This is a genomic window from Mycobacterium sp. PS03-16 (assembly GCF_004570325.1).
Taxonomy (GTDB): Bacteria; Actinomycetota; Actinomycetes; order Mycobacteriales; family Mycobacteriaceae; genus Mycobacterium.
In genome coordinates this window covers 1-25,011 of sequence record NZ_SPQO01000007.1, presented here as the reverse complement: position 1 = coordinate 25,011, position 25,011 = coordinate 1, and the positions used below count along the sequence as shown (strand labels likewise).

At 70.6% G+C, this 25,011-nt stretch carries 24 protein-coding genes; 13 read left to right on the top strand and 11 right to left on the bottom strand.

Going from position 1 to position 25,011, the window contains the following annotated elements:
* Position 1 precedes the first annotated feature (1 nt).
* Positions 2-1,105, top strand: a complete 1,104-nt coding sequence (locus E4P42_RS08005) for a spore photoproduct lyase family protein (RefSeq protein ID WP_135124844.1) — start codon at positions 2-4, stop codon at positions 1,103-1,105.
* Here E4P42_RS08005 and E4P42_RS08000 read toward each other — a convergent pair.
* On the bottom strand, positions 1,093-2,136 hold the full coding sequence (locus E4P42_RS08000; protein ID WP_135124842.1) for an NADP-dependent oxidoreductase: 1,044 nt from the start codon (positions 2,134-2,136) through the stop codon (positions 1,093-1,095). The two genes, E4P42_RS08005 and E4P42_RS08000, sit on opposite strands and share 13 nt — an antisense overlap.
* Positions 2,137-2,205: 69 nt before the next feature.
* On the opposite strand from E4P42_RS08000, the gene E4P42_RS07995 reads away from it, so the two are divergent.
* Positions 2,206-2,643 (top strand): MOSC domain-containing protein, encoded by a 438-nt coding sequence (locus tag E4P42_RS07995; RefSeq protein WP_135124839.1) that lies wholly within the window; start codon positions 2,206-2,208, stop codon positions 2,641-2,643.
* A 4-nt stretch (positions 2,644-2,647) separates the two neighbouring features.
* On the opposite strand, the gene E4P42_RS07990 is transcribed toward E4P42_RS07995, so the two are convergent.
* Positions 2,648-3,430, bottom strand: a complete 783-nt coding sequence (locus E4P42_RS07990) for a hypothetical protein (RefSeq protein ID WP_135124837.1) — start codon at positions 3,428-3,430, stop codon at positions 2,648-2,650.
* A 102-nt stretch (positions 3,431-3,532) separates the two neighbouring features.
* Here E4P42_RS07990 and E4P42_RS07985 point away from each other — a divergent pair, with 102 nt between their 5' ends.
* Entirely contained in the window at positions 3,533-3,757 is a 225-nt protein-coding gene (locus tag E4P42_RS07985; protein WP_135124835.1) for a hypothetical protein, read from the top strand.
* A gap of 32 nt (positions 3,758-3,789) precedes the next feature.
* Here E4P42_RS07985 and E4P42_RS07980 read toward each other — a convergent pair whose 3' ends face one another.
* The 5 genes from E4P42_RS07980 to E4P42_RS07960 all read right to left on the bottom strand — a co-directional run bounded on the left by E4P42_RS07980 (position 3,790) and on the right by E4P42_RS07960 (position 10,830).
* Positions 3,790-6,327, bottom strand: a complete 2,538-nt coding sequence (locus E4P42_RS07980) for a M50 family metallopeptidase (RefSeq protein ID WP_135124833.1) — start codon at positions 6,325-6,327, stop codon at positions 3,790-3,792.
* A 30-nt stretch (positions 6,328-6,357) separates the two neighbouring features.
* A complete protein-coding gene (locus E4P42_RS07975) occupies positions 6,358-7,161 on the bottom strand; it encodes a peptidoglycan-binding protein (protein ID WP_135124831.1) in 804 nt (267 codons plus the stop codon).
* Between the two features lie 256 nt (positions 7,162-7,417).
* Complete coding sequence (locus E4P42_RS07970; protein WP_245233932.1) at positions 7,418-8,776, bottom strand: aldehyde dehydrogenase; 1,359 nt, start codon at positions 8,774-8,776, stop codon at positions 7,418-7,420.
* A 33-nt stretch (positions 8,777-8,809) separates the two neighbouring features.
* The gene (locus E4P42_RS07965) at positions 8,810-10,369 is read right to left on the bottom strand and encodes an acyl-CoA carboxylase subunit beta (protein WP_135124829.1); all 1,560 of its coding nucleotides are present in this window, start codon (positions 10,367-10,369) and stop codon (positions 8,810-8,812) included.
* Between the two features lie 29 nt (positions 10,370-10,398).
* On the bottom strand, positions 10,399-10,830 hold the full coding sequence (locus tag E4P42_RS07960) for an SRPBCC family protein (RefSeq protein ID WP_135124826.1): 432 nt from the start codon (positions 10,828-10,830) through the stop codon (positions 10,399-10,401).
* Between the two features lie 198 nt (positions 10,831-11,028).
* On the opposite strand from E4P42_RS07960, the gene E4P42_RS07955 reads away from it, so the two are divergent.
* The 4 genes from E4P42_RS07955 to E4P42_RS07940 all read left to right on the top strand — a co-directional run bounded on the left by E4P42_RS07955 (position 11,029) and on the right by E4P42_RS07940 (position 15,732).
* The gene (locus E4P42_RS07955; protein WP_371287000.1) at positions 11,029-11,472 is read left to right on the top strand and encodes a Fur family transcriptional regulator; all 444 of its coding nucleotides are present in this window, start codon (positions 11,029-11,031) and stop codon (positions 11,470-11,472) included.
* Between the two features lie 45 nt (positions 11,473-11,517).
* Positions 11,518-13,779 (top strand): catalase/peroxidase HPI, encoded by a 2,262-nt coding sequence (gene katG / locus E4P42_RS07950; protein WP_135124824.1) that lies wholly within the window; start codon positions 11,518-11,520, stop codon positions 13,777-13,779.
* Between the two features lie 73 nt (positions 13,780-13,852).
* Positions 13,853-14,746, top strand: a complete 894-nt coding sequence (locus E4P42_RS07945) for an aminoglycoside phosphotransferase family protein (RefSeq protein WP_135124822.1) — start codon at positions 13,853-13,855, stop codon at positions 14,744-14,746.
* The gene (locus E4P42_RS07940) at positions 14,743-15,732 is read left to right on the top strand and encodes a haloalkane dehalogenase (RefSeq protein WP_371286999.1); all 990 of its coding nucleotides are present in this window, start codon (positions 14,743-14,745) and stop codon (positions 15,730-15,732) included. The genes E4P42_RS07945 and E4P42_RS07940 overlap by 4 nt, the downstream gene beginning before the upstream one ends.
* 21 nt (positions 15,733-15,753) lie before the next feature.
* Here E4P42_RS07940 and E4P42_RS07935 read toward each other — a convergent pair whose 3' ends face one another.
* The 3 genes from E4P42_RS07935 to E4P42_RS07925 all read right to left on the bottom strand — a co-directional run bounded on the left by E4P42_RS07935 (position 15,754) and on the right by E4P42_RS07925 (position 18,631).
* The gene (locus E4P42_RS07935; RefSeq protein WP_135124819.1) at positions 15,754-16,446 is read right to left on the bottom strand and encodes a GDSL lipase; all 693 of its coding nucleotides are present in this window, start codon (positions 16,444-16,446) and stop codon (positions 15,754-15,756) included.
* Positions 16,447-16,562: 116 nt separating this feature from the next.
* Positions 16,563-17,771, bottom strand: a complete 1,209-nt coding sequence (locus E4P42_RS07930) for an acyltransferase (RefSeq protein WP_135124817.1) — start codon at positions 17,769-17,771, stop codon at positions 16,563-16,565.
* Positions 17,772-17,941: 170 nt separating this feature from the next.
* Entirely contained in the window at positions 17,942-18,631 is a 690-nt protein-coding gene (locus tag E4P42_RS07925) for a M15 family metallopeptidase (RefSeq protein WP_135125223.1), read from the bottom strand.
* Between the two features lie 206 nt (positions 18,632-18,837).
* Between E4P42_RS07925 and E4P42_RS07920 the strand changes: the two genes are divergently transcribed.
* From E4P42_RS07920 to E4P42_RS07900, 5 genes are read left to right on the top strand one after another with little or no spacing between them, the layout of a single operon-like run.
* Positions 18,838-20,055 (top strand): PP2C family protein-serine/threonine phosphatase, encoded by a 1,218-nt coding sequence (locus E4P42_RS07920; protein WP_135124815.1) that lies wholly within the window; start codon positions 18,838-18,840, stop codon positions 20,053-20,055.
* Positions 20,052-21,647 (top strand): CHASE3 domain-containing protein, encoded by a 1,596-nt coding sequence (locus E4P42_RS07915; RefSeq protein WP_135124813.1) that lies wholly within the window; start codon positions 20,052-20,054, stop codon positions 21,645-21,647. Before E4P42_RS07920 ends, E4P42_RS07915 begins: the two co-directional genes overlap by 4 nt.
* The gene (locus E4P42_RS07910) at positions 21,644-22,084 is read left to right on the top strand and encodes a response regulator (protein ID WP_135124811.1); all 441 of its coding nucleotides are present in this window, start codon (positions 21,644-21,646) and stop codon (positions 22,082-22,084) included. The genes E4P42_RS07915 and E4P42_RS07910 overlap by 4 nt, the downstream gene beginning before the upstream one ends.
* A gap of 41 nt (positions 22,085-22,125) precedes the next feature.
* Positions 22,126-22,803 carry a S9 family peptidase gene (locus E4P42_RS07905; RefSeq protein ID WP_135124809.1) on the top strand — a complete coding sequence of 226 codons (678 nt, stop codon included), beginning with the start codon at positions 22,126-22,128 and terminating at the stop codon, positions 22,801-22,803.
* Positions 22,800-23,396 (top strand): class I SAM-dependent methyltransferase, encoded by a 597-nt coding sequence (locus tag E4P42_RS07900; protein ID WP_135124807.1) that lies wholly within the window; start codon positions 22,800-22,802, stop codon positions 23,394-23,396. Before E4P42_RS07905 ends, E4P42_RS07900 begins: the two co-directional genes overlap by 4 nt.
* A 4-nt stretch (positions 23,397-23,400) precedes the next feature.
* Here the strand turns inward: E4P42_RS07900 and E4P42_RS07895 are convergent, their stop codons facing one another.
* Entirely contained in the window at positions 23,401-24,183 is a 783-nt protein-coding gene (locus E4P42_RS07895) for a metalloregulator ArsR/SmtB family transcription factor (protein WP_135124805.1), read from the bottom strand.
* Positions 24,184-24,563: 380 nt separating this feature from the next.
* On the opposite strand from E4P42_RS07895, the gene E4P42_RS07890 reads away from it, so the two are divergent.
* A partial coding sequence (locus tag E4P42_RS07890) for an NlpC/P60 family protein (protein WP_135124803.1) occupies positions 24,564-25,011 on the top strand: 448 nt, incomplete at its 3' end.

Below are 25,011 nucleotides of genomic sequence, written 5' to 3'. Positions count from 1 at the left end.
CATGACCACGATCGCTGCCCTTACCTCCACCCCCTCGCCCACTCTGTGGAAGCCCGCGCGCGTCCTGGTGACCCGGTCCGCCGCCGAGCTGCCGCACGGGGCGCAGATCATCGACCGCTGTGCCGCCGCGGGCGTCGAGGACATCACCGTTTTGCGCGGCGACCGCTTGCCGCCGCTGGGCGCCGACTCCGACCGTGCCGCCTACGCACTGGCCAAACGCACGCTGGCGGTGGTCGTCGCACCGCCCGGTAAGCGCAAGCCGCAACCGATTCCGCCCAGTGCGGACTGGCGTATCGACCTCGCGCAGGGCTGCCCCGGCCACTGCCAGTACTGCTACCTGGCCGGGTCGCTGTCCGGCCCGCCGATCACCCGCGTGTATGCGAACCTGCCCGACATCCTCGCCGAGATGGACGGCCACGTCGGCCGGGGCACGATCACCTCGGCGTCCCCGCTGCGCGCCGACGAGGGCACCACCTTCGAGGCCTCCTGCTACACCGATCCGCTGGCGCTCGAACACCTCACCGGCTCCCTGTCGGCGACCATCGAACACGTCGGCACCCACCCGTGGCCCGGTCCGGTGGGGCTGCGGTTCACCACCAAGTACGACAACGTCGCGCCGCTCCTGGACCTGCCGCACGGCGGCCGCACCCGGGTGCGGCTGTCGGTCAACGCCGAGAACGTCGCCCACCGCTTCGAGGGCGGTACGGCGCGGTTGCCACGCCGCATCGCCGCGCTGCGCGCGCTGGCGCTCGCCGGCTACCGCATCGGGCTGACGATCGCCCCGATCATGCCGATCGACGACTGGCGCAACGGGTACGGTGCGCTGCTGCGCGACGTGGCGGCCGCCGTGTCTGACATCGCCGACCTGGACCTGACCGTCGAGTGCATCACCCACCGGTTCACCGCGGGCAGCAAGGACGTGCTGACCGGGTGGTACCCGCGCACGAAGCTCGAGATGGACGAGGCCGTGCGCACCCGCAAGTTCGGCAAGTTCGGCTCGGCGAAATACGTCTACCCGAAGGAGACGATGGCCGAGTTGCGCGGGTGGTTCGAAGCCGAGCTCGCCGAGACGCTGCCGGCCGCCCGCCTGCTCTACTGGACCTGACCCGGCGGAGCACCGGCGGGATCGCCGACCCGCACCAGCATCTTGCCGATGTTCGCACCGGTGAACAGCCCGTTGAGCGCGTCGACACACGATGCGACGCCGTCGAGCACGTGCTCGCGGTGCACCAGCCGGCCGTCGGCCTCCCACGCGCGCAGGGCGGCGAACGCCTCCTCGTAGCGCCCCCACTCGTCGAGGGCGTTGAAGCCCTGCATGGTCGCAGTCTTGGCCAGCAGGTTGACGTAGTTGGCCGGACCCGGATGCTCACCGGTCAGATAGCTCGAGATCACCCCGCACAGCACCACCCGCGCGCGGTGCGCCAGCCGGCCCAGCACCGCATCGAGGATCGGCCCGCCCACGTTGTCGAAGTAGACGTCGACCCCGCGCGGACAGTGCTCGCGCAGCGCGGCGGCGACATCGGCGTTGCGGTAGTCGATACACGCGTCGAAGCCGAAATCCTCGACCACAGCGCGGCATTTTTCCGGTCCGCCCGCGATACCCACCACGCGGGCCCCGGCGATTCTGGCGATCTGCCCGGCCACCGACCCGGTCGCCCCCGCGGCCGCCGACACCACCACGGTCTCCCCTGGCTGCGGGCGGCCGATGTCGACCATGCCGAAATACGCTGTGGCGCCGGTCGGTCCGTAGACGGACATCACCGCGAGTTGGTCGACCTCCCCGCGGCCGGGCACCGGCGTGCTGAACAGGTCGTCGCGGATGATCGCGTATTCCTGGAAGCCGGTCAGCGTGGTGACCACGTCGCCGACCGCATACGCGTCGCACCGGGACTCGATGACCTCACCGATGCCCGCGGCCCGGATCACCTCGCCGAGCTGCACCGGCGGGAGGTAACCACGCTGATCGTTGAGCCAGGTCCGGACCGCGGCGTCGATGCCCACATAGGTGACGCGCAGCAGCGCCTCACCGTCCGCGGGCGTCGGCGCCTCGGTGACGATCAGCTCCGTATCGTCGGGATCGACCAGCCCTTCTGGCCTGCGGCGCAACACGATCTGGCGGTTCGGCGGTGATGGCACGCCTGCGAAGTTACCGATCGCGATGGCGCCCAGGGCGAGAACGGTTCGCGCGCTCGTACAATCGCGCCGGTGATCGTGCGCGCAATCCACATCGCCAAGGGCAGGCGGCTGCCCGTGCGGTCGGTCGAGTCGGTACTCGCCGAGGCAGGACGGGGCCTGGTCGGTGACCGCTACCACGGCACCAAGCACCGGCACGTGTCGATCCAGTCCCAGGAACTGCTCGACCGGGCCGCCGAGGAGCTCGGTCACCCCTTCGACTGCGGCGCCACCCGGCGCAACATCACCGTCGACTCGGGCGACATCCCGACGGCGCCGGGGAGTCGGCTGACCATCGGTGAGGTCGAACTCGAGGTGGTGCGCATCCTGGCGCCGTGCCGGCTGCTCGACGATGACATCGGGCGCGGCGCGGCCGCGGCGCTGCGCCGCCGGGCCGGATCGGCGTGCCGCATCCTGACCTCGGGCACCATCAGGCTCGGCGACCCGGTGCACATCGTCGCGACCGCCTGAGGGGTCAGCGGCGCCGCTCGCGCACCCGGTAGGTGGCCGGCCACGACAACCGGGATTCGTCGCCCACCAGCGGGGTGCCCTTGCCGCCCACCCGCACGTCGTAGGCCTCCTGTCCCGCGCCCACCTCGCGGGTGACGTGTTCGGTTGCCAGGAAATAGAGTTCGTCGATCGCGGCCTCGCTGTAGGCGACGAACGTGGTCTTGCGGGTGATGTCGCCCGCGCCGGCGGTCATCCGGTCCGGCAGCACGCGCGAGATGAGCGCGCCGGCCGCCATCAGCACGAACGGCACCGCCCAGTAGCAGACGAACGTCACCGGGGTTTCGGTGTCGAGGATCGACGCGTCGCCGCGCACCAGCGGTGGGATCGCCGACGACACGGTCATCCCGGCGAACACCGCCACCCAGACCCACGTCAGCCGGGTGGTGATCTGTGTGAACAGATCGGTGTCGATGATGTCCTTCGGCTGGCCGGCGGCGGCGAATTCGCGTATGAACGGGCGGCCGGCGAGCACCCCGGCCAGTGCGGTCAGCAGCAGGCCGGCGTTGCTCAGCGGCAGCAGCCAGCGCAGCGCGAACAGGTCGGTCGAGACCAGTGTCAATGCGGTGAGAACCGTGAACGTCACGGCCGCGCCGATGTCGAGGGTGCGGCCGGAGGACTGGCGGGCCGGTCCGATGGCCAGTGCCGCCACCGCGACCACCAGCGCGAGCAGCGCGGCGAGCAGCATCGGCGCGTTGCCGATCACAACCCAGTAGACAACCCATGGCGCGAATCCGAGGACGATGCCCATGCCGAGGATTCTAGAGCGTCACCGTTACAGCGACGGCTCCAGTTGTCACGGTTCGTCGCGGCGGCGGCGGGACCACCTCGCCGAGGTGTAGAACTGCGGGTGATGCGATACCTGCTCATCGCCCTGTACCTGGGCGGCTGGCTGCTGACCACCGTGGCACTGCTGCGGCGGCAGTTCGGCGACGACGAGCGGGGCCGGCGCGACCGGATGGTGTTCAACACGGTCAGTGTGCTGTGCGCGATCGCGCTGGCCGCCGTGTGGCCGCTGTCGGGCTGGTTCCTGCCGATGATCCGCGCCGCGCTCGGCCGGCACGACGACGACGGCTGATCCTCGGTCCGGACGGCACTGCCCCGCCCGGATCACGGCGTGGACCCGGTGTCCCCCGACGTGTCGGTGCCGTCCGACGTGCCGCCCGATGTGGTGTCGGTGCCCGCATCGGTGGAATCGGCGGGCTCCGCGGTCGAGTCTCCGGTTGCGGTCGGTTCGGGGGTGGCGGGCGGCGCCGCCGACTGTGTCGCGGTCGCCGTCGGGCTGACCGCGGTGGCGGTGTCCACCGCGGTGGCGGCCGTCGACGGGGCGGGCGCCGAGGTGGTGGCGCTCGGCGTCGGCGACCCGCTGGTGGGCGGCGCGGACGTCGTCGCGGGAGCCGACGTGGTCGCGGTGACGGCGCTCGTGCTCGTGGTCGGCGGCGTCGCCGAGGTCGTCGGGATCGTCCCCGGCTGATCTTCCTCGACGATCGCCATGATCTGCCCGGTGTACTTGTCGAGGCGCGCCTCGATCTGATCGGGCGGCACCCGGCCGGCCTCGATGTCCTTCTCGAACTTCCTCATGTCCGCCCACACCGCGTCCAGCTTCCTCATCGCGTCCTCGGACAGCGGCTCGTCGACGGTGATGAACACCTGACGCGCCAGCGCGTAGGTCAGGCAGTTGGCGCATTCGTAGTTCAGCGCACCGGCGAGGTTCTGCGGTGCCACCACGTTGTCGTCGGCCGCGTCGCTGTCGATGACGAACACCACCTGGTAGGCCACCGCCACCGCCGCGCAGGAATCGCATGACGCATAAGCGTGTGCCTCGTTGACGTTCATCGCATCGGCGTTGTCGGTCACGTAGACCATCGCGAAAGCGGCGTCGTAGACGGTGGTTCCGTCGGTGGTGTTGACCGCGAGCGCCTGATTGTCGCCGGGTTCCGGCGCGAGCGGTTTGTCGACGGGGAACACCCAGCCGTTGTCGCTGCCGGTGGTCGAGGCCGCGGGGGCGGCGGCGACGCTGCCGCCCGAACCGCCGCTGCTGCCGGTGAAGTCGGTCTGCTGACGGGGCAGGAGGATGAGCGCCAGCTGCGGAGACTGCTGGGTCGGCGGCGGGCTGGCGGTGTCCCACACCGCCTGCATCACGCCCTGCTGGCCGTTGACGAACCTCGGTGCCGCGGCCAGGGCCGGATCGCCGTCACGCGCTGTGGGCGTGGCGATCTCGTCGGTCTGCAGCGCATAGACGATGTCGCCGATCGTGCCGCGCTCCCACGGTTGGATCGGCCGGTAGGTGCCCTCGCCGGGCCACCAGGCGTAGGCCACCCCGGCGAAGGCCACCGCCCCCAAGGCCACGACCATCACGCGCTTGACCGGTTTACCCGCCGACCCGGCCCAGGCCGCCGCGGCGCTGCGCCGGACCAGGCGCACCAGCATGTAGATGATGCCGGCCACCGGGATGACGATCGCGATCATCGCCAGCACGCGGGCGACGGCCTGCAACATGTCCCCGTCGGCCCACGCGGTGGCCAGCACGTCCTGCTGCTTGTTCAGGCCCGCCCATGCGCTGCCGAGCACCCGGGGCAGCGTCCAGACCGCGAGGGCGAGGGTGGCGAGCAGGAGCGGGACCACCAGCACCACCCACAGCGTCACCACGATGCGGGCCCACGGTTTGAGCAGCCGGGCGTGGGGATCGCCCCACCGCCACGGCAGCGCGCCGAGCAGCGTCGGTTTTATCCGGGAGTACAGGTCCGGCACGCCGGTCAGATCGGCCAGCACGTGGTAGCCGTCGAAGCGCACCAGCGGCGCGAGCTGGCGCAGCATCTGCAGAATCTGTGTCGCGACGACCAGCAGCAGGGCGTCGTAGCCCAGCCACCACCACAGGCCGGTGATCACGATCGCGACCAGCGCGTTGAAGTACAGCCCGCCCAGATCGGTGCGGATCCGCCCGGCGCGGCCGAGGCGGTAGGAGTCGGTGACGTCGGTGTAGAACGCCGGCCACACCAGGTAGACGCCGAACCCCATCACCCCCGGGGTGGCGCCGCCGTACCGGGCGGCCGCGGCGTGCCCGAACTCGTGGAATCCCGCGGACAGGATCGTGACCGCGAACACGAGGATGAGCAGCCCCGGGCGCTCGAACGCGTCGTGGGCCGCCGACGCGAGACCCTTCTCGAAGAACACCCACCAGCACACCGCGACGAACGCGACGAGCGCGGGCAGCACCACCCACGGCCGGAACAGGAACCGGAACGGATCGGTCACCCGCCGGGTGCGGTCCGGATCGGTGACCGCGTACCGGAATCGCAGACCGAGCAGCGGGTCGCGCTTCTTGACCACGGGCTGGCTGCCGTCTGCGCGCACCAGCAGCCCGAGTGGGCGCAACTGTCCGTCGGCGAGCTGGCGGACGTTGTCCTCGCTGACCGTGCGGCCGGTCGCCGCCGAGACCCTCTCGGCGATCTCGGCGGCGGTCCGGCGTCCGTCGACCTCGCGGAGCACCGCGTAGAGCAGCGGGGTCAGCTGCACGGTCTGCCCGTCGCCGCGCCGCGCGAGGGACGGCGGGATCCGGTAGCCGGATCCCGCCATCTCCCCGATCAGCTGGACACCGTCGGCGCGCTGCAGTCCGACCTGGGTCGGCTGGGCGTCCATGGTGGTCACAGGAGCACTCCCGTCGTCGCGTCAGGCGGGTCAGCCGGCGGTGCCGCCGCCGCTGCTGCTGTCGCTCCCGGAATCGGAGCCGCCCGTGGAGCTGCTCCCGGAGTCGGTGCCGCCGGTGGCCCCCGAATCCGTGCCCGAATCCGTGCCGGAATCCGTGCCGCCGGTGTCGCTGTCACCCTGCGAGATCTGGGAGTCCTGGTTGGCCGTCGCGACCGCCTCACCGGTGATCGACTGGCTGATGATGGCGTCCTGCTCGGCGATCGAGATCGCATCCGAGTCGACCGAGCCGATGTTGGCGGCCACGCCGGCGTTGATCGGTGCGGCGACGTTGGCGTTGGCGGCCACCGCGCCACTGATCGGGGCCGCCAGGTCGGTGTCGAGGTCGACGTTGACGTTGACGTTGAGCAGATTGCCGTCGAGCAGCGCAGCCGGGCTGGTGTCGACGCTGGTGCCGGTGCCCGTATCGGTGCCGGTGCCGGTATCGGTTCCGCCGGTCGGCTCGTCCCCGTCGGTGTCCATACCGCCCTGATCGATGCCGCTCACCTGGTTGGAGGTGGCGTAGGCGTTCGCGGCAAGCGTCTGTTCGATGGAGGTGCCCTGGTCCACCACGGCCTGGGCGCCCGAGCCGTAGGAGAGCACGTTGGCGCCCGCGGCGGCGTCGATCGGGGCGGCCACGTTGAGATTCGCCGCGGCGGCGAGGTCGATCGGCGACGCGGCGTCGATCGCGACGTCGACATCGGCGTTGAGGTCGAGGATCGACACGACCTCTTTGTCGGGCAGCGCGATCGCGCTCTCGGCTGCGAGTTCGGCCGCGCTCAGTCCTTCGGTGCTCATCTTGATCTCCGCTCTGGTCACGTGGACTCGGGCGACGTTGCTACGCCCGAGCGACAGGTGCGCCTGTCATGACGCGCGGATACCCATACTTCTCCAAGATCAATTAGGAAATTCCTCAGGATCGCGTGCCGAACTGGGAGAACGGGAGTCAGCTAATTAACCTCTCCGTCACCGACGCGTCGCCCCTCTTCGGTTGTGCAGTCGAAACGGGGCGGCGCTGGGTAAGAGGCCGTTTTGCTGGCGATATTTGGCTCCGTCAGGGGGTCGGTGGCGGCGACCAGTGCACGACCTTCACCGCGGTCATCTCGTCGAGCAGTTCCGGCCCGAAGCCGAAGCCCTGCCCGCTGGCGCGGCGGGGTTGGGACGCCCCGCCCGGCGCTCCCCCGAAGACTGCGTTGATCTTCACGGTGCCCACGGGCAGCGTCCGCCAGGCGGTCTGCGCATGGGCCATGTCGGGGGTCAGCACGGTCGCGGCCAAGCCGTACCGGTCGTCGGCGGCCTCGGCCAGCGCGGTGTCGAAGTCGGGCACCACGCGCACGGGCGCCACCGGCCCGAACGTCTCCTCCCGCAGCACCAGCATGTCCGGTGTGCAGCCGGTGAGTACGGTCGGCGGATAGAAGCAGCCCGGGCCGGGCCGTGGTTCCCCGCCGGCACGGATCTGCGCGCCAGCGCCGACGGCGTCCGTGACGTGCTGGTGCACCACGTCGCGCTGGCGTTCGTCGACCAGCGGGCCGATGCGGTCCGCCCACTCGCGGGCCTGACCGGCCAGCGCGTCGACGAACCCGCCGGCCGCCTCTTCGACGACGTAGATGCGTTCCACCGACACACAGATCTGACCGGCGTTGGCGAAGGCGCCCACCGCCGCCTGCTCGGCGGCCCACCGTGGGTCCACCCCGGCGTCGACGATCAGCGCATCGTTGCCGCCGTTCTCCAGGACGGCCTTCGCGCCGCGCTCCGCACAGGTCCGCGCGATCTCTCGTCCGGTCGCACTGCTGCCGACATGGGCGACCACGTCGACGTCGTCGGCGGCCGTCAGGCGCGCCCCGACCGTCGCGTCCCCGTCGACGATCTCCAACACGCCGTCGGGCAACTGTTCGGCCAGCAGTTCGGCGAAGCGGCGGCCGGTCGCCGGGCAGCGCTCACTCGGCTTGTGAACCACGGTGTTTCCGGTCACCAACGCCGCGCCGAGCAGTCCGGCCGCCACGGCGACCGGATCGTTCCACGGTGTCAGCACCGCCACCACGCCGCGCGGCTCGGGGACCATCAGGTCCGTGGCCGACCACCCGCCGTGCAGGCTCCGGCCGCGGTGCAGCGGGCCCAGTTCGGCGTACTGCACCAGCGTGCCGGCGCCGGCCTCGACACCGCCTGCGGCGTCGGTGCGCAACTTGCCGGTCTCGCGTTCGTTGAGTTCGGCCAACTCGTCGGCGGCCGCCCGCACCGCCGCAGCGGCCGCGGTGAGCGCGGCGGCGCGTTCGGCGGCCGGTGTGCGGGCCCATCCCGGGGCCGCTGCGCGTGCCCGCTTGACCGCTTCGTCACAGGCCGAGGCGTCGGCGATGGGAACGCGGCTGACGACGTCGCCGGTGCGGGGATCGAGGACTGTCAGTGTCTCTGGCACGGCCTACCGGTTACCCCTGGACCTGCCGGTCAATCACCAGGTGTCCACGAAGCGCGGCGTGCGGCGTTCACGGGGAGCGCCGCACGCGGCGGCCAGCGTGGCGACGACGACGCTGCGGGTGTCGGCGGGATCGATGACGTCGTCGATCTCGAACATCGACGCGGCATTCAGCGCCTGCGCGTGCTCCTGCGCCGCGGCGGTGGCGTCCCGTACCGCGGCCTCACGCTGCTCCGGATCGGCGATGGCCTCGAGTTCCTTGCGCATCCCCAGCCGCACCGCGCCTTCCAGACCCATCGGACCCAGATGCGCCCCGGGCCAGGCCACCGTCAGCAGCGGCTCGTGCAGTCCCCCGCCGGTCATGGCCTGCGCGCCCAGGCCGTAGCCGCGGCGCAACACCACCGCCACCAGCGGCACCCGCAGGGCCGCGCCGGCCACCAGGAGGCGGGATCCGCGGCGCACCAGGGCCTCCGCCTCCGCGGCCGGGCCCACCATGTAGCCGGGGCAGTCGACCAGGGACAGCACCGGAATCTCGAAGGCGTCGCACAACTGCAGGAAGCGGGCCGCCTTGTCGGCCGCGGCCGCGGTGATCGCGCCGGCCATGTGGCGGGTGTCGTTGGCGAGCACGCCGACCGGGTGGCCCTCGATGCGCGCGAACGCCGTGACCATCTCGCGGGCGAACCGCGGCCGCAGCATCGTCACCGATCCCTCGTCGGCGAGCGTCCGGATGATCGGGGCGACGTCGTAGGCGCGTCGGGCGCGTTCGGGCACCGCTGCGCGCAAGAGGGTCTGGTCCGGCACGGGTCCCGGTGCGCAGGGTCCGGTGAAGTAGCCGACCAACGTCCTGGCCACGGCGACGGCCTGGGCCTCGTCGTCGACCACGACGTCGACCACGCCGTTGGGTTCCTGCGTCGAGATCGGCCCGACCGCGTCGGGTGCCACGTCGCCCAGTCCCCCGCCCGCGATCATCGCCGGTCCGCCCATGCCTATCGATGTGCCGGTGGTCGCGACAATCAGATCGGCGCAGCCGGCGATCACCGCATTACCCGCGAAGCACCGGCCGTTGACGACCGCGATCCGCGGCACCAGCCCGGACAGACCGGCCCACAGCGCGAAGGCGCGCACGTCGAGGGAGGACACCGTGGGGACGTCGGTGTCCCCGGGGCGTCCCCCGCCGCCCTCGGCGAAGAACACCGTCGGGAGCCGCATCCGTTCGATGAGGTCGAACAACCGGTCCTTCTTGCGGTGGCCCAGGGCGCCCTGAGTACCGGCCAGCACCGTGTAGTCGTAGGACAGCACCGCGCACGGGGCGCCGTCGATGCGGGCCGTGCCGGCCACCAGCCCGTCGGCCGGCGTCCGGGCGATCAGGTCAACCGCCTCCCGCCGTTGCCGTTGTGCCGCAACGGCGAAGCGGCCGTACTCGACGAAGGATCCGGCATCGATCAGGTCGGCGATGTTCTCGCGCGCCGTGCGGTGTCCGGCGGCGTGACGGCGCTCGACCGCGTCCGGTCGGGCCGCGTCCTCGGTCAGCGCCCGCCGGCGCATCAGCTCGGCGTGGTCGGCGCGCGGCGGGTCGGCGGCGGTCGGGTCGGCCATGTCGGGGACTGTTCGCCTCGGGTCTGCGGTCAGCTGTAGAGCTCTTCGAAGCGCTGGATCGACCGGTCGATGTCGCCCTTGACGGCGCGCGCCGCGGTCGCGCCGATGGGTCCGAACAGCGGCGCCCCGCCGAGTTCGAGGGTGACGGTGAAGGCGCACCCGCCCGTGGTCGGACGCACCGCCATGGTCAGTCCGTACTTGGTGCCGCCGACCCCTTTGCCCTTCACCTCGAGCAGTTCGGGCGGGTCGAGTCGCTGAATGGTCCAGGTGACCCGGTTGCGCATGCCCTTGGCGCCCGCGACGCCGACGATCGTGGTGCCCTCGGTGAGCTCGTCCGGCAGCTTGCTGCGCCAGCCCTCGTGCAGCACCAGCCAGTCCCCCATCTCCGAGAGGTTCGACGCGTGCGCCCAGGCGTCCTCCGGACTCAGCGTCAACTCGCGGGACAGCTCCAATTTCGCCACGCGGTGATCCTAGTCACGGGCCGGTGCGGCGCCCGACCGAATCGCCGATCCGCTGCCGATTTCGCGTTCCGCTCACCGCGGGCGGCCGAGTTCGTAAGGCGCAGAACGGTTCAGCTCGTCCAACCGGCCTGCGGGTCGGCTCCCGCGGAACGACATGCTGGGCGCCAAGTCTTGACTAATTCCAGAAAAAGGAGTGATATGGCTGTCGTGTCGTCGGAGTACGTGGACCAGCTGAGGGGCGCCGATCTGCGCGTCACCCGTCCGCGGGTGGCCGTGCTGGAAGCGGTGCACGCCCATCCGCACGCCGACACCGACACGATCTTCGCCGCCGTGCGCGCCGCGCTGCCGGAGGTGTCCCGCCAGGCGGTCTACGACGTGCTGCACGCACTCACCGGCGCTCGCCTGATCCGGCGGATCCAGCCGTCCGGCTCGGTAGCACGCTACGAGACCCGGGTCGGCGACAACCACCACCACGTGGTGTGCCGGGCATGCGGCAAGATCGGCGACGTGGACTGCGCGGTCGGGGAGGCGCCCTGTCTGACCCCCTCGCATCACGACGCGCTCGACGGCTTCGTCCTCGATGAGGCCGAGGTCATCTACTGGGGCTTCTGCCCAGACTGCTCCACCCAACGACATCCCTGATCACATCCGTGATCACAGCCCCATCACTCGAATGATGTACGGAATATGAAGGGAAACACAGTGTCCGACACCTCCGACGCCCGCCCGCCCGCCTCCGACAGCGAGACCCACAGCCACAGCGAGTCCGAGAACCCGATCATCGACTCGCCCGAACCCAAAGCTCATGCGCCGCTGACCAACAAGGACTGGTGGCCCGAGCAGGTCGACGTGTCGGTGCTGCACAAGCAGAACGAGAAGGGCAACCCGCTCGGCGAGGACTTCAACTACGCCGAGGCGTTCGCCCAGCTCGACGTCGAGGCGTTCAAGCGTGACGTCATCGATGTCATCAACACTTCGCAGGACTGGTGGCCCGCCGACTACGGCAGCTACGCCGGCCTGTTCATCCGGATGAGCTGGCACGCCGCGGGCACCTACCGCATCTTCGACGGCCGTGGCGGCGCCGGCCAGGGCAGCCAGCGCTTCGCCCCGCTCAACAGCTGGCCGGACAACGCCAACCTGGACAAGGCGCGCCGCCTGCTGTGGCCGATCAAGCAGAAGTATGGCAACAAGATCTCCTGGGCCGACCTGATCGCGTACGCCGGGAACGCCGCGCTGGAGTCGTCGGGCTTCCAGACCATGGGCTTCGCGTTCGGCCGCGAGGACATCTGGGAGCCCGAGGAGATGCTGTGGGGCCAGGAGGACACCTGGCTGGGCACCGACAAGCGCTACAACGGCACCAACGACAGCGACAAGCGTGAGCTCGCCGAGCCGTTCGGCGCCACCACGATGGGCCTCATCTACGTCAATCCCGAAGGCCCGGAAGGCAAGCCGGATCCGCTGGCCGCCGCACACGACATCCGCGAAACCTTCGGCCGGATGGCGATGAACGACGAGGAGACCGCGGCGCTGATCGTCGGCGGCCACACCCTCGGCAAGACGCACGGCGCCGCCGACGTCAACGTCGGCCCCGAGCCCGAGGGCGCTCCGATCGAGGATCAGGGTCTGGGCTGGAAGTGCCCGTTCGGGTCCGGCAACGCCAACGACACCGTGACCAGCGGCCTGGAGGTCGTCTGGACCGGCACGCCGACGCAGTGGAGCAACGGCTACCTCGAGATCCTGTACGGCAACGAGTGGGAGCTCACCAAGAGCCCCGCGGGCGCCTGGCAGTTCGAGGCCAAGGACGCCGAGGCCACCATCCCGGATCCGTTCGGTGGGCCGCCGCGTAAGCCCACGATGCTGGTCACCGACGTCTCGATGCGGGTCGACCCGATCTACGGGAAGATCACCCGGCGGTGGCTGGACCACCCCGAGGAGATGAACGAGGCGTTCGCCAAGGCGTGGTACAAGCTGATGCACCGCGACATGGGCCCGGTCAGCCGCTACCTCGGCCCGTGGGTGGCCGAGCCGCAGCTGTGGCAGGACCCGGTGCCGGCCGTGGACCACGCGCTGGTCGACGAGTCCGACATCGCCTCGCTGAAGAGCACGCTGCTGGATTCCGGCCTGTCGGTCGCGCAGCTGGTCAAGACCGCATGGGCGTCCGCGTCGAGCTTCCGCGGCACCGACAAGCGCGGCGGGGCCAACGGCGCCCGGATCCGGCTGCAGCCGCAGCGCAATTGGGAGGCCAACGAGCCGGCCGAGCTCGACCGGGTGCTGCCGGTGCTCGAGCGCATCCAGCAGGACTTCAACAGCTCGGCGACGGGCGGAAAGAAGATCTCGCTGGCCGACCTGATCGTGCTCGCGGGGTCGGCGGCGGTCGAGAAGGCCGCGCGCGACGCCGGCTACGAGATCGACGTGTACTTCGCACCGGGGCGCACCGACGCCTCACAGGAGGACACCGACGTCGAGTCGTTCTCGGTCCTGGAGACGAAGGCCGACGGGTTCCGCAACTTCGCCCGGCCCGGTGACAAGACGCCGGCCGAGCAGCTGCTGGTGGACAAGGCGTACTTCCTGAACCTGACCGCTCCGGAGATGACCGCGCTGATCGGCGGTCTGCGGGTGATCGGCGCGAATCACGGCGGCACCAAGCACGGCGTGTTCACCGACCGGCCGGGCCTGCTGACCAACGACTTCTTCGTCAACCTGCTGGACATGCGGACCCAGTGGAAGCCGTCGGAGGCCACCGAGAACGTCTACGAGGGCCGCGACCGCTCCACCGGTGCGGCGAAGTGGACCGCCACCGCCGCCGACCTCGTTTTCGGGTCGAACTCGGTGCTGCGCGGCATCGCCGAGGTCTACGCGCAGGACGACAGCGCCGGCAAGTTCGTCGAGGACTTCGTCGCCGCGTGGGTCAAGGTCATGAACAACGACCGGTTCGATCTGGAGAAGTAGCAGTCACACCGTCATCACCGGGACACCCCGCGAACCGCCGCCCGGTTCGCGGGGTGTCTCGCGTTGCGCAGACATGATCGAGCTCCCAGACACGCTGCGCGCCATGGCGGTTCGCGGACCGGACTGGCGGCAGTGGCTCGACGGGCTGCCCGCCGAGGCGCAACGCCAGATGCGGGAGTGGGAGCTGCGTCCCGACGGTGCGCCCACCCACGGCGAGAGCTCGCTGGTGCTGCCGGTCCGCACCCCGTCCGGTCAGGCCGCCGTACTCAAACTGGGCTTCCCCGAGGACGATTCGCAGCACGAACACCTCGCGCTGCGCCGGTGGGGCGGCGTCGGCGCGGTGCGGCTGCTCAGCGCCCAGCCGCACCGGCGCGCACTGCTGCTCGAGCGGTTGGCACCCCGCGACCTGACCGAGCTCTGGGACGTCGCGGCGTGCGACGTGGTGGCCGGACTCTACCGTCGCCTGCACGTGCCCGCGCTGCCGCAGCTGCGGACGCTGACCGCCGCGCTCGACACGTGGACCGCGCTGCTGGCCGGGCTGCCGCGCGGCGCGCCGCTGCCCCACCGGCTCGTCGAGCAGGCGGTCGGGCTCGCCGGCGACCTGCGGAGCGACCCCGCGAGCACCGGCACACTCATCCACACTGACCTGCACTACGCGAATGTGCTCGCCGCCGAACGAGATCCGTGGGTGGCGATCGATCCCAAGCCGCTCAACGGCGACCCGCATTACGAGGTCGCGCCGATGCTGTGGAACCGCTGGGACGAGCTGGCCGGCGATGTGCGTGACGGGGTGCGCAGACGGTTCTACGCCCTCGTCGACGCGGCGGAGTTCGACGAGTCCCGCGCCCGCGCCTGGGTGGTCATCCGGATGATGACCAATGCCGTGTGGGAGCTGACCCGGCCCGGCCCACCCGACGGCGGTTGGCTGACCGTATGCGTAGCGGTGGCCAAGGCCGTGCAAGATTGACCGCGACACCCGCCGAGGGGAGCGATGCGATGCAGGTCCTGCGGACACCCGACGAATGCTTCACCGGTCTGCCGGGATACGCGTTCGCACCGCACTACCGGCAGGTGAGCACGCGCACACTGCCGCCAGTGCGCATGCATTTCGTCGACGAGGGTCCACCTGACGGGCCGGTGGCCCTGCTGCTGCACGGCCAACCCACCTGGTCCTACCTCTACCGCGACGTCATCGGCGTGCTGGTCGCGGCGGGGGTGCGCGTCATCGCCCCCGACCACATCGGCTTCGGCCGATCGGACAAACCCGCCGACCCCACCGATTACACCTTCGCCCGCCACGTCGACTGGATGCATGCGCTGGTGACCGCGCTCGACCTGCGCGATGTCACGCTGGTCGCGCAGGACTGGGGTGGCCCCATCGGGCTCAGTGTGCTGGCCCGCGACCCGGACCGGTTCGCCGGCGTGGTCGCCACCAACACGATCCTGCACACCTGCGATCCGGGTCTGGCCGACCGGCTGACCTGGGCGCACCACGGCGTCGGCGACGGCCGCGTCCTGCACGAGGAGGCGCTGCTCGACTACGTGGCGTTCTACCAGCGCTCCCCCGACATCACCGCCAGCGTCTTCCTCGACGCCGTCGCCGGACCCCTTCCCGAAGACGTGCTGCGCGCCTACGACGCCCCGTTTCCCGACCGCGCCTACAAGGCCGGGCTGCGCCAGCTCACCGCACTGGTCCCGCTGACCCGCAGCGATCCCGGCGCGAAGATCGGGCGGGCCACCATGGCGGTGCTCGAGCAGTGGCACCGGCCGTTCCTGACCGCCTATTCCGACGGCGACCCCGCAACCCGCGGCTGGGACCGGGTGTTCCAAGAGCGCGTGCCGGGCGCCCGCGGCCTCGAGCATCCGGTGATCACCGGCGCCGGGCATTTCGTTCAGGAGCAGTGCGGGGCGGAACTCGGGCGACTCGTCGCCGATTTCATCGGCGGTGTATGAAGCCGATTTCATCGGCGGTGTCTAGATCCGACGGGCCAGCTGGGCGGCGATCAGCGGGGCGATCTTGTCCGCCATGTAGACGTGCCCCGCATCGGTCGGGTGCACGCCGTCGGCGCCGATGAGCTGCGGTTCGTCGACGAACCACCGTTCGGCGAGCGGGTCGACGAATGTGGCGTTGGCCAGCCGCGCCTGATAGCGCAGGGTGTCGCGGATGCGGGTGATGGCCTCGGGCGGGTCGGCGGTCGGCCACGGCGGGCCGATCACCAGCAGCCGCGCATTCGGGGCGGTGCGCCGGGCCGACTGGAAGACGCCGTACACCATGATCGACAGCAGTGCCGGCTCGACGGGCTGGTCGTTGCGCGAGCCGTAGAACACCACCAGCTGGTCGTCGGGCGAGACGGCGCGGGCGGTGAGGTCCTCGAAGACACTGCCGCGGTTGCCGCGAACGCCGTAGCCGGCGCCGCCCTCGGCGGCCACGTCGGCCCGGACCGGCAGGCCCTGGCGGGCCAGTGACTGCCAGGCCAGCGTCGCCCATCCGCGGTTGCCCTCACCGCCCTCGTTGCTGCCGGTGGTGTAGGAATCCCCCACCACCGCCACGCGATAGCCCGAGTACTGCAGGGTCACCATGGGGTCGTCGCGGTGCGGCACCGGGCGGCCGACGACGAGACCGACCAGCAGCGCAACCGACAGCACCAGCGTGACCAGGCGACTCACCGCTACCTCCCCGTTCGACGGCATCGGGACGCCGCACACACAATGCTGAGGAGCCTATGTCGCCGCGCCGGGACCGCAACAGCTCGGCTTGCTCGCGTGACGATCACGAAACCGACTCAGCCCGCGCGCACGGCGAGCGGCTCGCCCCGCTCGGCCCGCGCTTCCGGCAGCGATGAACCAGGGCCGGTGCCGGAGTCGCGGACGTCGACCATCCGGCGCATCCACAACCGGGCCGGCTCCTCGACGACGTGGTAGAGCACCGCCGCCCCCACTGTGGACACCGCCAGCAGGCCCAGCACCACCGCCTGCGCCGCGATGCCCGGCGTCAGCGTGATCTCGAACTGCACCGCCGCCCAGTTCCACGCGGTGTGCACCAGCTCGTGAACCATGTACAGGCCGAACGATATGTGCCCCAGATACACCATCGGCCGGGCCGAGAGCAGTCGCGGCAGCGTGCCCGCGCCGACGGCGAGCGTCACCACCAACGGCACGAACAGCACGTCCACCAGGCCGCTGGCGTCGCGGATGCTCGCGGGCGGGCGGGCGTCGAGATAGTAGAGCGCGCCGACCATCGTGGCGGCGATCGCCAGGGACAGCAGTCCGAAGCCCTGGCGGGCGCGCGTGGTGAGCCGTAGCTTGCGCACCGCGGCACAGGCGAGCGCGCCCGCGGTGAACTGCATGACGATGCGCGGCAACCAGCTCCATGGAGTGTAGAACTCACCGGTCGCCAGCAGCAGCAGCGTCGGCGGCAGTGAGGCGGCGACCGCAAGCCACAGCAGGCCGCGGGCCCGGGTCACCCGGGCAATCCGGAACACCACCAGGATCAGCGCGCCGAAGAGCAGATAGGCCAGCCATTCCGCACTGATCGACCAGGCCGGGCCGTTCCAGCTCGACCCGTCGAAGAACGGCTGGAACCACAGCTGCACGAGGAACAGCTGACGCAGGTAGCTGACGGCCGTCAGCTGGTCCACCGCGGGTGAGGGGACGTGACCGACGTTGAGGGTGAAGATGATCCAGGCCGCGGCCAGATGCATGGTCACCAGGTACACCGGCCACACCCGGGCCAGCCGCAACCACAGGAACCGCACCGTTGCCCGGGTCGACCAGCTCTGACCCATCCGGTCGAGGTAGGTCCACGTCAACACGAAGCCGCTGAGGATGAAGAACAGGTCAACGCCCTGGGCGCCGCAGTCCAGCAGCGGCGCCAGCGCCGACGCCAGATCCGGTGCGGCCTGCGCGAGCAGGGGCCGGAAGTGGAACAGCACCACCCACACCGCGGCGACGATGCGCAGCCCGGACAGGGCCCTGATCTCTCCGCTGCGCACAACACTCGTTTCGTGAGGGACTGGTGACTGGCTCGTTCGGCTCGGTGGCAACGGCCTCGAACGCGAATGGCGGGCCTGCACACACCGAGCGGCGTAGGTGAGAGTAGCAGCGGTGCGGACCGCTGTGCGCGCCCGAAACCTGTGTGCCCCCTGCCAACCGGTATCGGCCGTCAGCGCCGTTCGAAGTGTTGGTAGTCCTTCGGAGTGCGCCAGTCCCCACCCCAGCGCCAGCCGCGTTCGGTGAACGCGAGCACCGCGGGATCGCCGGCGTGCAGCATCCCCGGATCGATCCGCGACCGGTTCAGATACGGACCCGCGTTGGCCGGCTGGTAGGCGCCACCGCTGTCGATGTACGGGTTGATCAGCGGGTTGATGTCGATGGCGCGGCCGTAGGCGTGATACGACCAGCTCTGCGACCCCGGGATGCCGCGACAGTTGTACGCCGAGGTGTTGTTGTCGGCCATCGACAGCTCGTCGTCGGCGTTCGGATAGACTTCGACGGTGCGCATCCGCTCGACCGGATAGCGCATCCGGTAGAGCTCGCCGAAGATCTCGATGACTTCGCCGACGAGATCCTCGTGCACCACCAGCGCGCCGCGCTGGGTGCGGTTGTCGAAGCCGAGGAACGCCACCTCGATGCGGCGCAACCGCTCCGGACCGACCGGACAACCCGGCCGCCAGGTGGCGCCGAGGTCGGCCACGGTGACGGGGGTGACCGTCGGCTCGAGTGACACCGGCGGTGCGGGCGGCGGCGCCGGATCCGGGGCGCGCGTTGCACTCGGGGCGGCCGGCGCCGACGCCGGCGGCGACGGCGACGGTGCCTGCGGGGGCGCCGCGTCCGGCGCGCAGCCGGTCACCATGGCGAGTACCGACGTAACAGCGGCGAGGGCGGGACGGAAAGACACGGTGGGATCGCCGTCGACGCTACCTGCCGGCGCCCGACTCGGCGCGGTGCCGGGTCGCCGGATCGACGCCCAGGACAACAGGCTTCGGTATTGTCAGAGAGCTATCACTGAAGCAGAGGTCAGCGCGGCCGCGGTGATGACACGAGAAGGACGGTTTGTCGATGCTCGCGCCGCATGACCCAGGACTGAGGCCTTTGCCGCACACTGGCGTTGCTCCCACCATGCCATCCGAACCGTTGTCCGTGCTCTTGGTCGAAGACGACCGTGGCGACGCGTTGCTCGTCGAGGAGTTGATCATCGACGCCGTCGCCGACATCCGGCTGCGGTGGGCGGAGTCGATGGCGCTGGCCGAACGCGAGATCAAGACGTCGCGCCCCGATTGCGTCCTACTCGACCTGAATCTGCCCGATGCCAACGGCACCTCGGCCGTCGACCGGATCTGTGATCTGGATCCCACTCTGCCGATCGTGGTGCTCACCGGCCACATCGACGAGCACTACGGCGTGTCCGCCGTCGCGTCCGGTGCGCAGGACTATCTGGTCAAGGGACGCGTCGAACCCGAGATGCTGCGCCGGTCGCTGCTCTATGCGATCGAGCGCAAACGCTCGGAGCTGACCGCGGTGGATCTGCACGCCAGCCAGCTGCGCGCGCAGGAGAACGCCCGCCTGGAACGCGGGCTGCTGCCCTCGCCGCTGCTGATGGACGATCCGGGCGTCGACATCGTCGCCAAGTACCGGCCCAGTCGGCCCAATGCGCTGCTCGGTGGCGACTTCTTCGACTTCGTGCAGACCCCGGACCGCACCGTGCACGTCATGGTCGGCGACGTCTCGGGACACGGGCCCGACGAGGCGGCCCTCGGCGTCGCGCTGCGGATCGGCTGGCGGGCGCTGACCTTCGCAGGGCTGCGCGGCAACGAGCGCATGCAGCAACTCGAGCGGATCCTGCGCGCCGAACGCCAGGGCAGCGGGATCTTCGCCACGGTACTCAGCCTTGCCTTCTCTCCCAGGAACCGCAGCTTCACCGCGGTGCGCGCGGGACATCCCGGCATGCTGCTGCACGGCGGCGGCACGGTCGAGTGGTTGGAGCCGCCCGCAGGCCCGGCGCTGGGCCTGGGTGGCAGCGACTGGCCACTCAACGAGCTGGAGCTGCCGGAGGGGCACGGTGTGCTGCTGCTGACCGACGGGCTGTTCGAAGGCCACTCCGGCGAAGGCAACCGGCGCCTCGGTGAGGATGGTCTGCTTCTGCTGGCCCGGTCGCTGGCCGCGTTGCCCGGCTCGCAGTTCGTCGAGACGCTGATCGATCGTGCCGAGGAACGCGCCCGGTCCCGCGGCGGGTTGAGTGACGACATCGCCGTGGTGCGGGTGGAGCGCACGCGGTGACCGCTCCCAACCGGAGCCGGGGGCGCCAGCTCACCGTGCAGGGCTGGCAGAACGTCGTCCTGGCGACGATGGGTGTGCTCGTGCTGGCCGGCTCGGTCGCGGGTGCGATGCTCATGACCCGCACCGACTCGGTGTCGCGCGAACTGATCGATCACATCCAGCCCGCCCGGGTGGCGGCGTACCAGCTGCAGGGAGCGCTGCGCGATCAGGAGACCGCCGTGCGCGGCTATGCGATCGCCGCCGACCCGCAGTTCCTCGAGCCCTACTACGACGGCCTGATGACCGAGCAGGAGACCGCGCAGGAGATCCGCGGCCACGTGGAGGGGCGCGGCAATCTGCTCGCCGACCTCGACGCCGTCGAGGGGGCGGCCGAGCGGTGGCGGGAGAGCTACGCCGAGCCGCTGATCGAGAGTGTCCGCGACGGCCGGACCGGGGCGGCCGTCGACAATGCGCTACTGCAGCGCGGCAAGGAGGAGTTCGACAACATCCGTGCGCTGTTCCACGTGCAGAACGTCGACCTGGCCGCGGCCCGCACCGTCGGTATACAGGAACTCGACGACGTGCGCGCCTGGCGCGATCGGGTGCTGGCGGCCATCATCGGCGCCTTCTTCGTCACCGCGCTGCTGCTCGCGTTGATCGTGCGCGGCGCGCTGGTGCGGCCGCTGTCGGCGCTGGCCGAGTCGTGCCGGCGGATCACCGAAGGGCATTTCGACGAGCGCATCGTGCCGCGCGGACCCCGCGACATCCGGGCCATCGCCTCCGACGTCGAGGACATGCGCCAGCGCATCGTCTCCGAGCTCGAGGCCTCCCGCACCGCGCGTGTCGAACTCGACGAGCAGGCCGTCGAACTGCGCCGGTCGAATGCCGAACTCGAACAGTTCGCCTATGTCGCCTCGCACGACCTGCAGGAGCCGCTGCGCAAGGTGGCCTCGTTCTGTCAGCTGCTCGAGAAGCGCTACGGCAACCAACTCGATGAGCGCGGGACCGAGTACATCCGGTTCGCCGTCGACGGCGCCAAGCGGATGCAGGTGCTCATTAACGATCTGCTGACCTTCTCCCGGGTGGGCCGACTCAACGCCGCTCACTCGCCGGTCGACCTGGGCGACGCCCTGGACGCGGCGTTGTCCAACCTCACCACGGCCATCGACGAATCCGGCGCCGAGATCGTGCGGCCGGCCGAACCGCTGCCGACCATCTTCGGTGATCCCACCCTGTTGGCGATGCTCTGGCAGAACCTGATCGGCAACGCGGTGAAATTCCGCAAGCCCGACACCGCGCCCCGCATCGTCATCGCCTGTGAACCCGGCGGCAGCGATCGCGCGGGTCAGTGGTTACTCACAGTGTCCGACAACGGGATCGGCATCGCCGAAGAGTTCTCGCAGAAGGTGTTCGTGATCTTCCAGCGACTCCACGGCCGGGAGGCCTACGGCGGCACGGGGATCGGCCTCGCGCTGTGCAAGAAGATCGTGGAGTATCACGGCGGCACCATCTGGATCGACAACAGCTACACCGACGGCACCAGGTTCCGCATGACCCTGCCCGTCGCCGTCGAGGAACAACCCGAAGCGGTTCTGGAAGGAGCCACATCATGACCACGTCCAGTCGGCCCATCGACGTCCTGCTCATCGAGGACGATCCCGGCGACGAGCTGATCACCCGAGAAGCATTCGAACACAACAAGATCAGCAACACGCTGCATGTCGCGCACGACGGTCAGGAGGGGCTGGACTTCCTCTACCGCCGCGGCGAGTACGCCGACGCTCCCCGGCCCGACCTGATCCTGCTCGACCTCAATCTGCCCAAGTACGACGGCAGGCAGCTGCTGGAGACGGTGAAGTCCGACCCGAACCTCAGCCACATCCCCGTCGTGGTGCTGACCACCTCCTCGGCCGAAGAGGACATCCTGCGCAGCTACAAGCTGCACGCCAACGCGTACGTCACCAAGCCGGTCGACCTCGACCAGTTCATGAACGCCGTGCGCCAGATCGACGAGTTCTTCGTGCAGGTGGTACGGCTGCCGCAGTTCTGACGGCACGGCACGGCACGGACAACACGGGAAGTGGAGCGTCGATGACCACGTGCGAGTACGCCCCCGGCCGGTCAGCCGATCGCTACGGCGAGCCCGACCACCCCACCGTGCTGCTGTGGCATGGCATGCAGACCGACTCGCGCGCCGCCGTCGGCCCACTGGCCGAACGGCTCGCCGCGCGCGGCTTTGCGGTGGTCGCCGCCGACTGGGACTCCCACGCCGACGATCTCGGCCGGGCGGACCTGCTGGCGTCGGCCCGGTTCGCGGCCGGGCAGCCGGGGGCGGCCGACGGTCTGATCGTCGTGGGCTGGTCGATGGGCGGTGCGGCCGCGATCGGTCTGACGCTGGCCGCCGCGCAGCACGGGGTCCGCGTCGCGCGCGCGGTGTGCCTCGGTGGCGCGTTCACCGCGCCCGATCCCTTCGCGGGCGGCCGTCTGATCGTCGCTCCACCGTCGGGAGACCGGACCCCGATCACGCTTGTGCACGGCGCCTCCGACGACGTCGTCCCGCCCCGGGTCAGCCGCGATTTCGCCGCCACGCTGGGCGGGGCCGGCTGGGCCGTGCAGTACCTCGAGATCGCCGCCGACCACGGCAACATCGTCGGCGCCCGTTTCGACGCGGCCGCCGACCGGTACGAACCCGCGGATGACGCGGACAGCCTCGCGGTCGCCGACAGCGTGGCCGCGCTGATCGCCGGCACCGGCGACGGCGACCGGTGACCACGCGATGGCAGGGCGCCGACGCGCCCCGCGGTGACGACTATGACGCCCGGTGGCGGCGGCTCGCCGAATCGGGGCAGAGCATCCACGGCGAGGCCGACCTGGTCGAGCACCTGCTGCGCGGCACCGGCGGCACGCGGGTGCTGGACGCGGGCTGCGGCACCGGGCGGGTGGCCGTGGAACTGGCCGCCCGCGGGTTCGCGGTGGTCGGCGTGGACGCCGACCCGGCGATGCTTGATGCCGCGAAAGTCAAGGCACCCGAGTTGATCTGGGTACTCGGAGACCTCGCGGACCTGGAATCCGCGCCCGACGGGGTCGGCGCCGACTTCGACCTCGTCGTGCTCGCCGGCAACGTCATGATCTTCGTCCGGCCCGGCACCGAGAGTCGGGTGCTGACCGGCCTCGCCGGTCGGCTGCGCCCCGGCGGGCTGCTGGTCGCGGGCTTCTCGATCCGTCCCGACCGGCTGTCGCTCGACGACTACGACCGCGCCGCCGCCGCGGCCGGGCTGACGCCGGTGCAGCGGTGGGCGACGTGGGAGCGGGTTTTCTACGACGGCGGCGACTACGCCGTCAGCGTGCACCGGCGGGCCTGAGGCGTCAGGCCGGTCCGAACTCCAGCCCGCTCTTCAGGTTGGCGAGCTTGCGTGGCCACATCCGGGCGATCAACGGGCCGACCACGCTGTCCGGGCCAAAGCCGTCGTGGACGACGGTCAACTCGACCTGCTCGTCGACCACCGCCATGTCGAACGACACCCGCGAGCGGGGCTCGGCGGCTGCCCGCGCCACCTCGTCCGCCCCCAGGCCGCGGTACACGCCGCCGACCTCGGGGGTGAAGGTGTGGAACCGGAACGCCAGCCGCTGATAGGGATCGGACTCCAGCACGATCTGCTCGGGGTCGGTGATCTCGAGCATCTTCTCCTGCCAGGCGTAGGCCGCTCCCTTCTCCCAGGTCGAGACCACCGCGTGGCCCAGGTGGCGCCGCGACGTGGACGGCTCGGTGAGTGCATGCCACAACCGCTCGGGGGTGGTCCGCAGGTAGGTGGTGTAACAGAAGGCCTGCGGTTCGGGCGCGGGTTCGGACGGCGTCGCGATGGCGAGCTCGACCGGCGGCTGCCCGCGGGTGGGTGCGTACTGGGTGATCCAGCGGTCGGAGAGCGCGGCGATCGGATCGGCATTGAGGTGGTGGAGTTTCTCCCGACCCCGCCGCACCGTGGTCACCAGGCCCGCGGCCTCGAGCACCGCGAGGTGCTTGCTGACCGACTGCCGGGTCATGTCCAGGCCGGCGCACAGCTCTCGCAGCGTCTGGCCGTCGTGGACGTTGAGCGTGTCGAGGAGCCGGCGGCGGCTGGCGTCCGCCAACGCTTTGAAGACCTCGTCCATCGCGATCCTCCATACGCAGCCGACTGGCTGCCTGACCGACCATATGCAACTCTACGGATGCATGTCAACGCTGGGGTCACGGGCGGTGCCGGCCCGTGCGCGTCGGCTACCGGTCGCCGCCCCGACCTGCTTCTCGGTCGGCTGGGGTGGCGCGGGGACGGTGTTTGCCATGCCCGCAGTTAAGGTGCGAGTTTCCCGGCTCGACGGATCGCTGTCGGCCAATCGTCGACGGCCGAACGGTGTCCATCAAGACGGACCGCGGGCCGCGCGGGGCCGGTAAACGCTGATCACATGGGCGTGGGCCGTGCCACATCGCTGTAGCCCTATGGGCGAGCTCACGGTTTTGGCGGCCTTCGCCGGCTCTGTTACTGTCCCGCCGCATGTTTGCTATCGCCACTTTGTTGACGCTGGTCAATTCGGTTTCCGGCACGCCGTACGTCTCCGGTGGGGACTCCCCCGCCGGCACCGACTGCTCCGGTCTCGCCTCGTGGGTCAGCAACGCGGCCACCGGACGCCCGGTCTACGGCGACCGGTTCACGACCGCCAACATGGAAGGTGAACTGCTCGCCCGCGGCTTCCAGCACGGGTCGCAGCCCGGTGCGCTGGTGATCGGGTGGAACAGCGGCCACGCGGCGGTCACCCTGCCCGACGGCACGCCGGTGTCCTCCGGCGAGGGCGGCGGCGTCAAGGTCGGCGGGGGCGGTGCCCACCAGGACCAGTTCACCAACCACATGTTCCTGCCGATGCCCGCGGCCGAGCCCGTCCCGGCGCAACCGCCGGCGCCGCTCCCGCCGCCGCCCGGCGCACCGCTTCCCCCGCCGCCGCCGG

What these genes read in the sequence shown, in the direction of transcription:
- E4P42_RS08005 (WP_135124844.1), top strand. Translation starts at nt 2, where the DNA reads ATGACCACGATCGCTGCCCTTACCTCCACCCCCTCGCCCACTCTGTGG.
- E4P42_RS07990 (WP_135124837.1), bottom strand. Translation starts at nt 3,430, where the DNA reads ATGGGCATCGTCCTCGGATTCGCGCCATGGGTTGTCTACTGGGTTGTG.
- E4P42_RS07985 (WP_135124835.1), top strand. Translation starts at nt 3,533, where the DNA reads ATGCGATACCTGCTCATCGCCCTGTACCTGGGCGGCTGGCTGCTGACC.
- E4P42_RS07975 (WP_135124831.1), bottom strand. Translation starts at nt 7,161, where the DNA reads ATGAGCACCGAAGGACTGAGCGCGGCCGAACTCGCAGCCGAGAGCGCG.
- E4P42_RS07965 (WP_135124829.1), bottom strand. Translation starts at nt 10,369, where the DNA reads ATGGCCGACCCGACCGCCGCCGACCCGCCGCGCGCCGACCACGCCGAG.
- E4P42_RS07955 (WP_371287000.1), top strand. Translation starts at nt 11,029, where the DNA reads ATGGCTGTCGTGTCGTCGGAGTACGTGGACCAGCTGAGGGGCGCCGAT.
- katG (WP_135124824.1), top strand. Translation starts at nt 11,518, where the DNA reads ATGAAGGGAAACACAGTGTCCGACACCTCCGACGCCCGCCCGCCCGCC.
- E4P42_RS07945 (WP_135124822.1), top strand. Translation starts at nt 13,853, where the DNA reads ATGATCGAGCTCCCAGACACGCTGCGCGCCATGGCGGTTCGCGGACCG.
- E4P42_RS07925 (WP_135125223.1), bottom strand. Translation starts at nt 18,631, where the DNA reads ATGGTGACCGGCTGCGCGCCGGACGCGGCGCCCCCGCAGGCACCGTCG.
- E4P42_RS07920 (WP_135124815.1), top strand. Translation starts at nt 18,838, where the DNA reads ATGCTCGCGCCGCATGACCCAGGACTGAGGCCTTTGCCGCACACTGGC.
- E4P42_RS07910 (WP_135124811.1), top strand. Translation starts at nt 21,644, where the DNA reads ATGACCACGTCCAGTCGGCCCATCGACGTCCTGCTCATCGAGGACGAT.
- E4P42_RS07905 (WP_135124809.1), top strand. Translation starts at nt 22,126, where the DNA reads ATGACCACGTGCGAGTACGCCCCCGGCCGGTCAGCCGATCGCTACGGC.
- E4P42_RS07895 (WP_135124805.1), bottom strand. Translation starts at nt 24,183, where the DNA reads ATGGACGAGGTCTTCAAAGCGTTGGCGGACGCCAGCCGCCGCCGGCTC.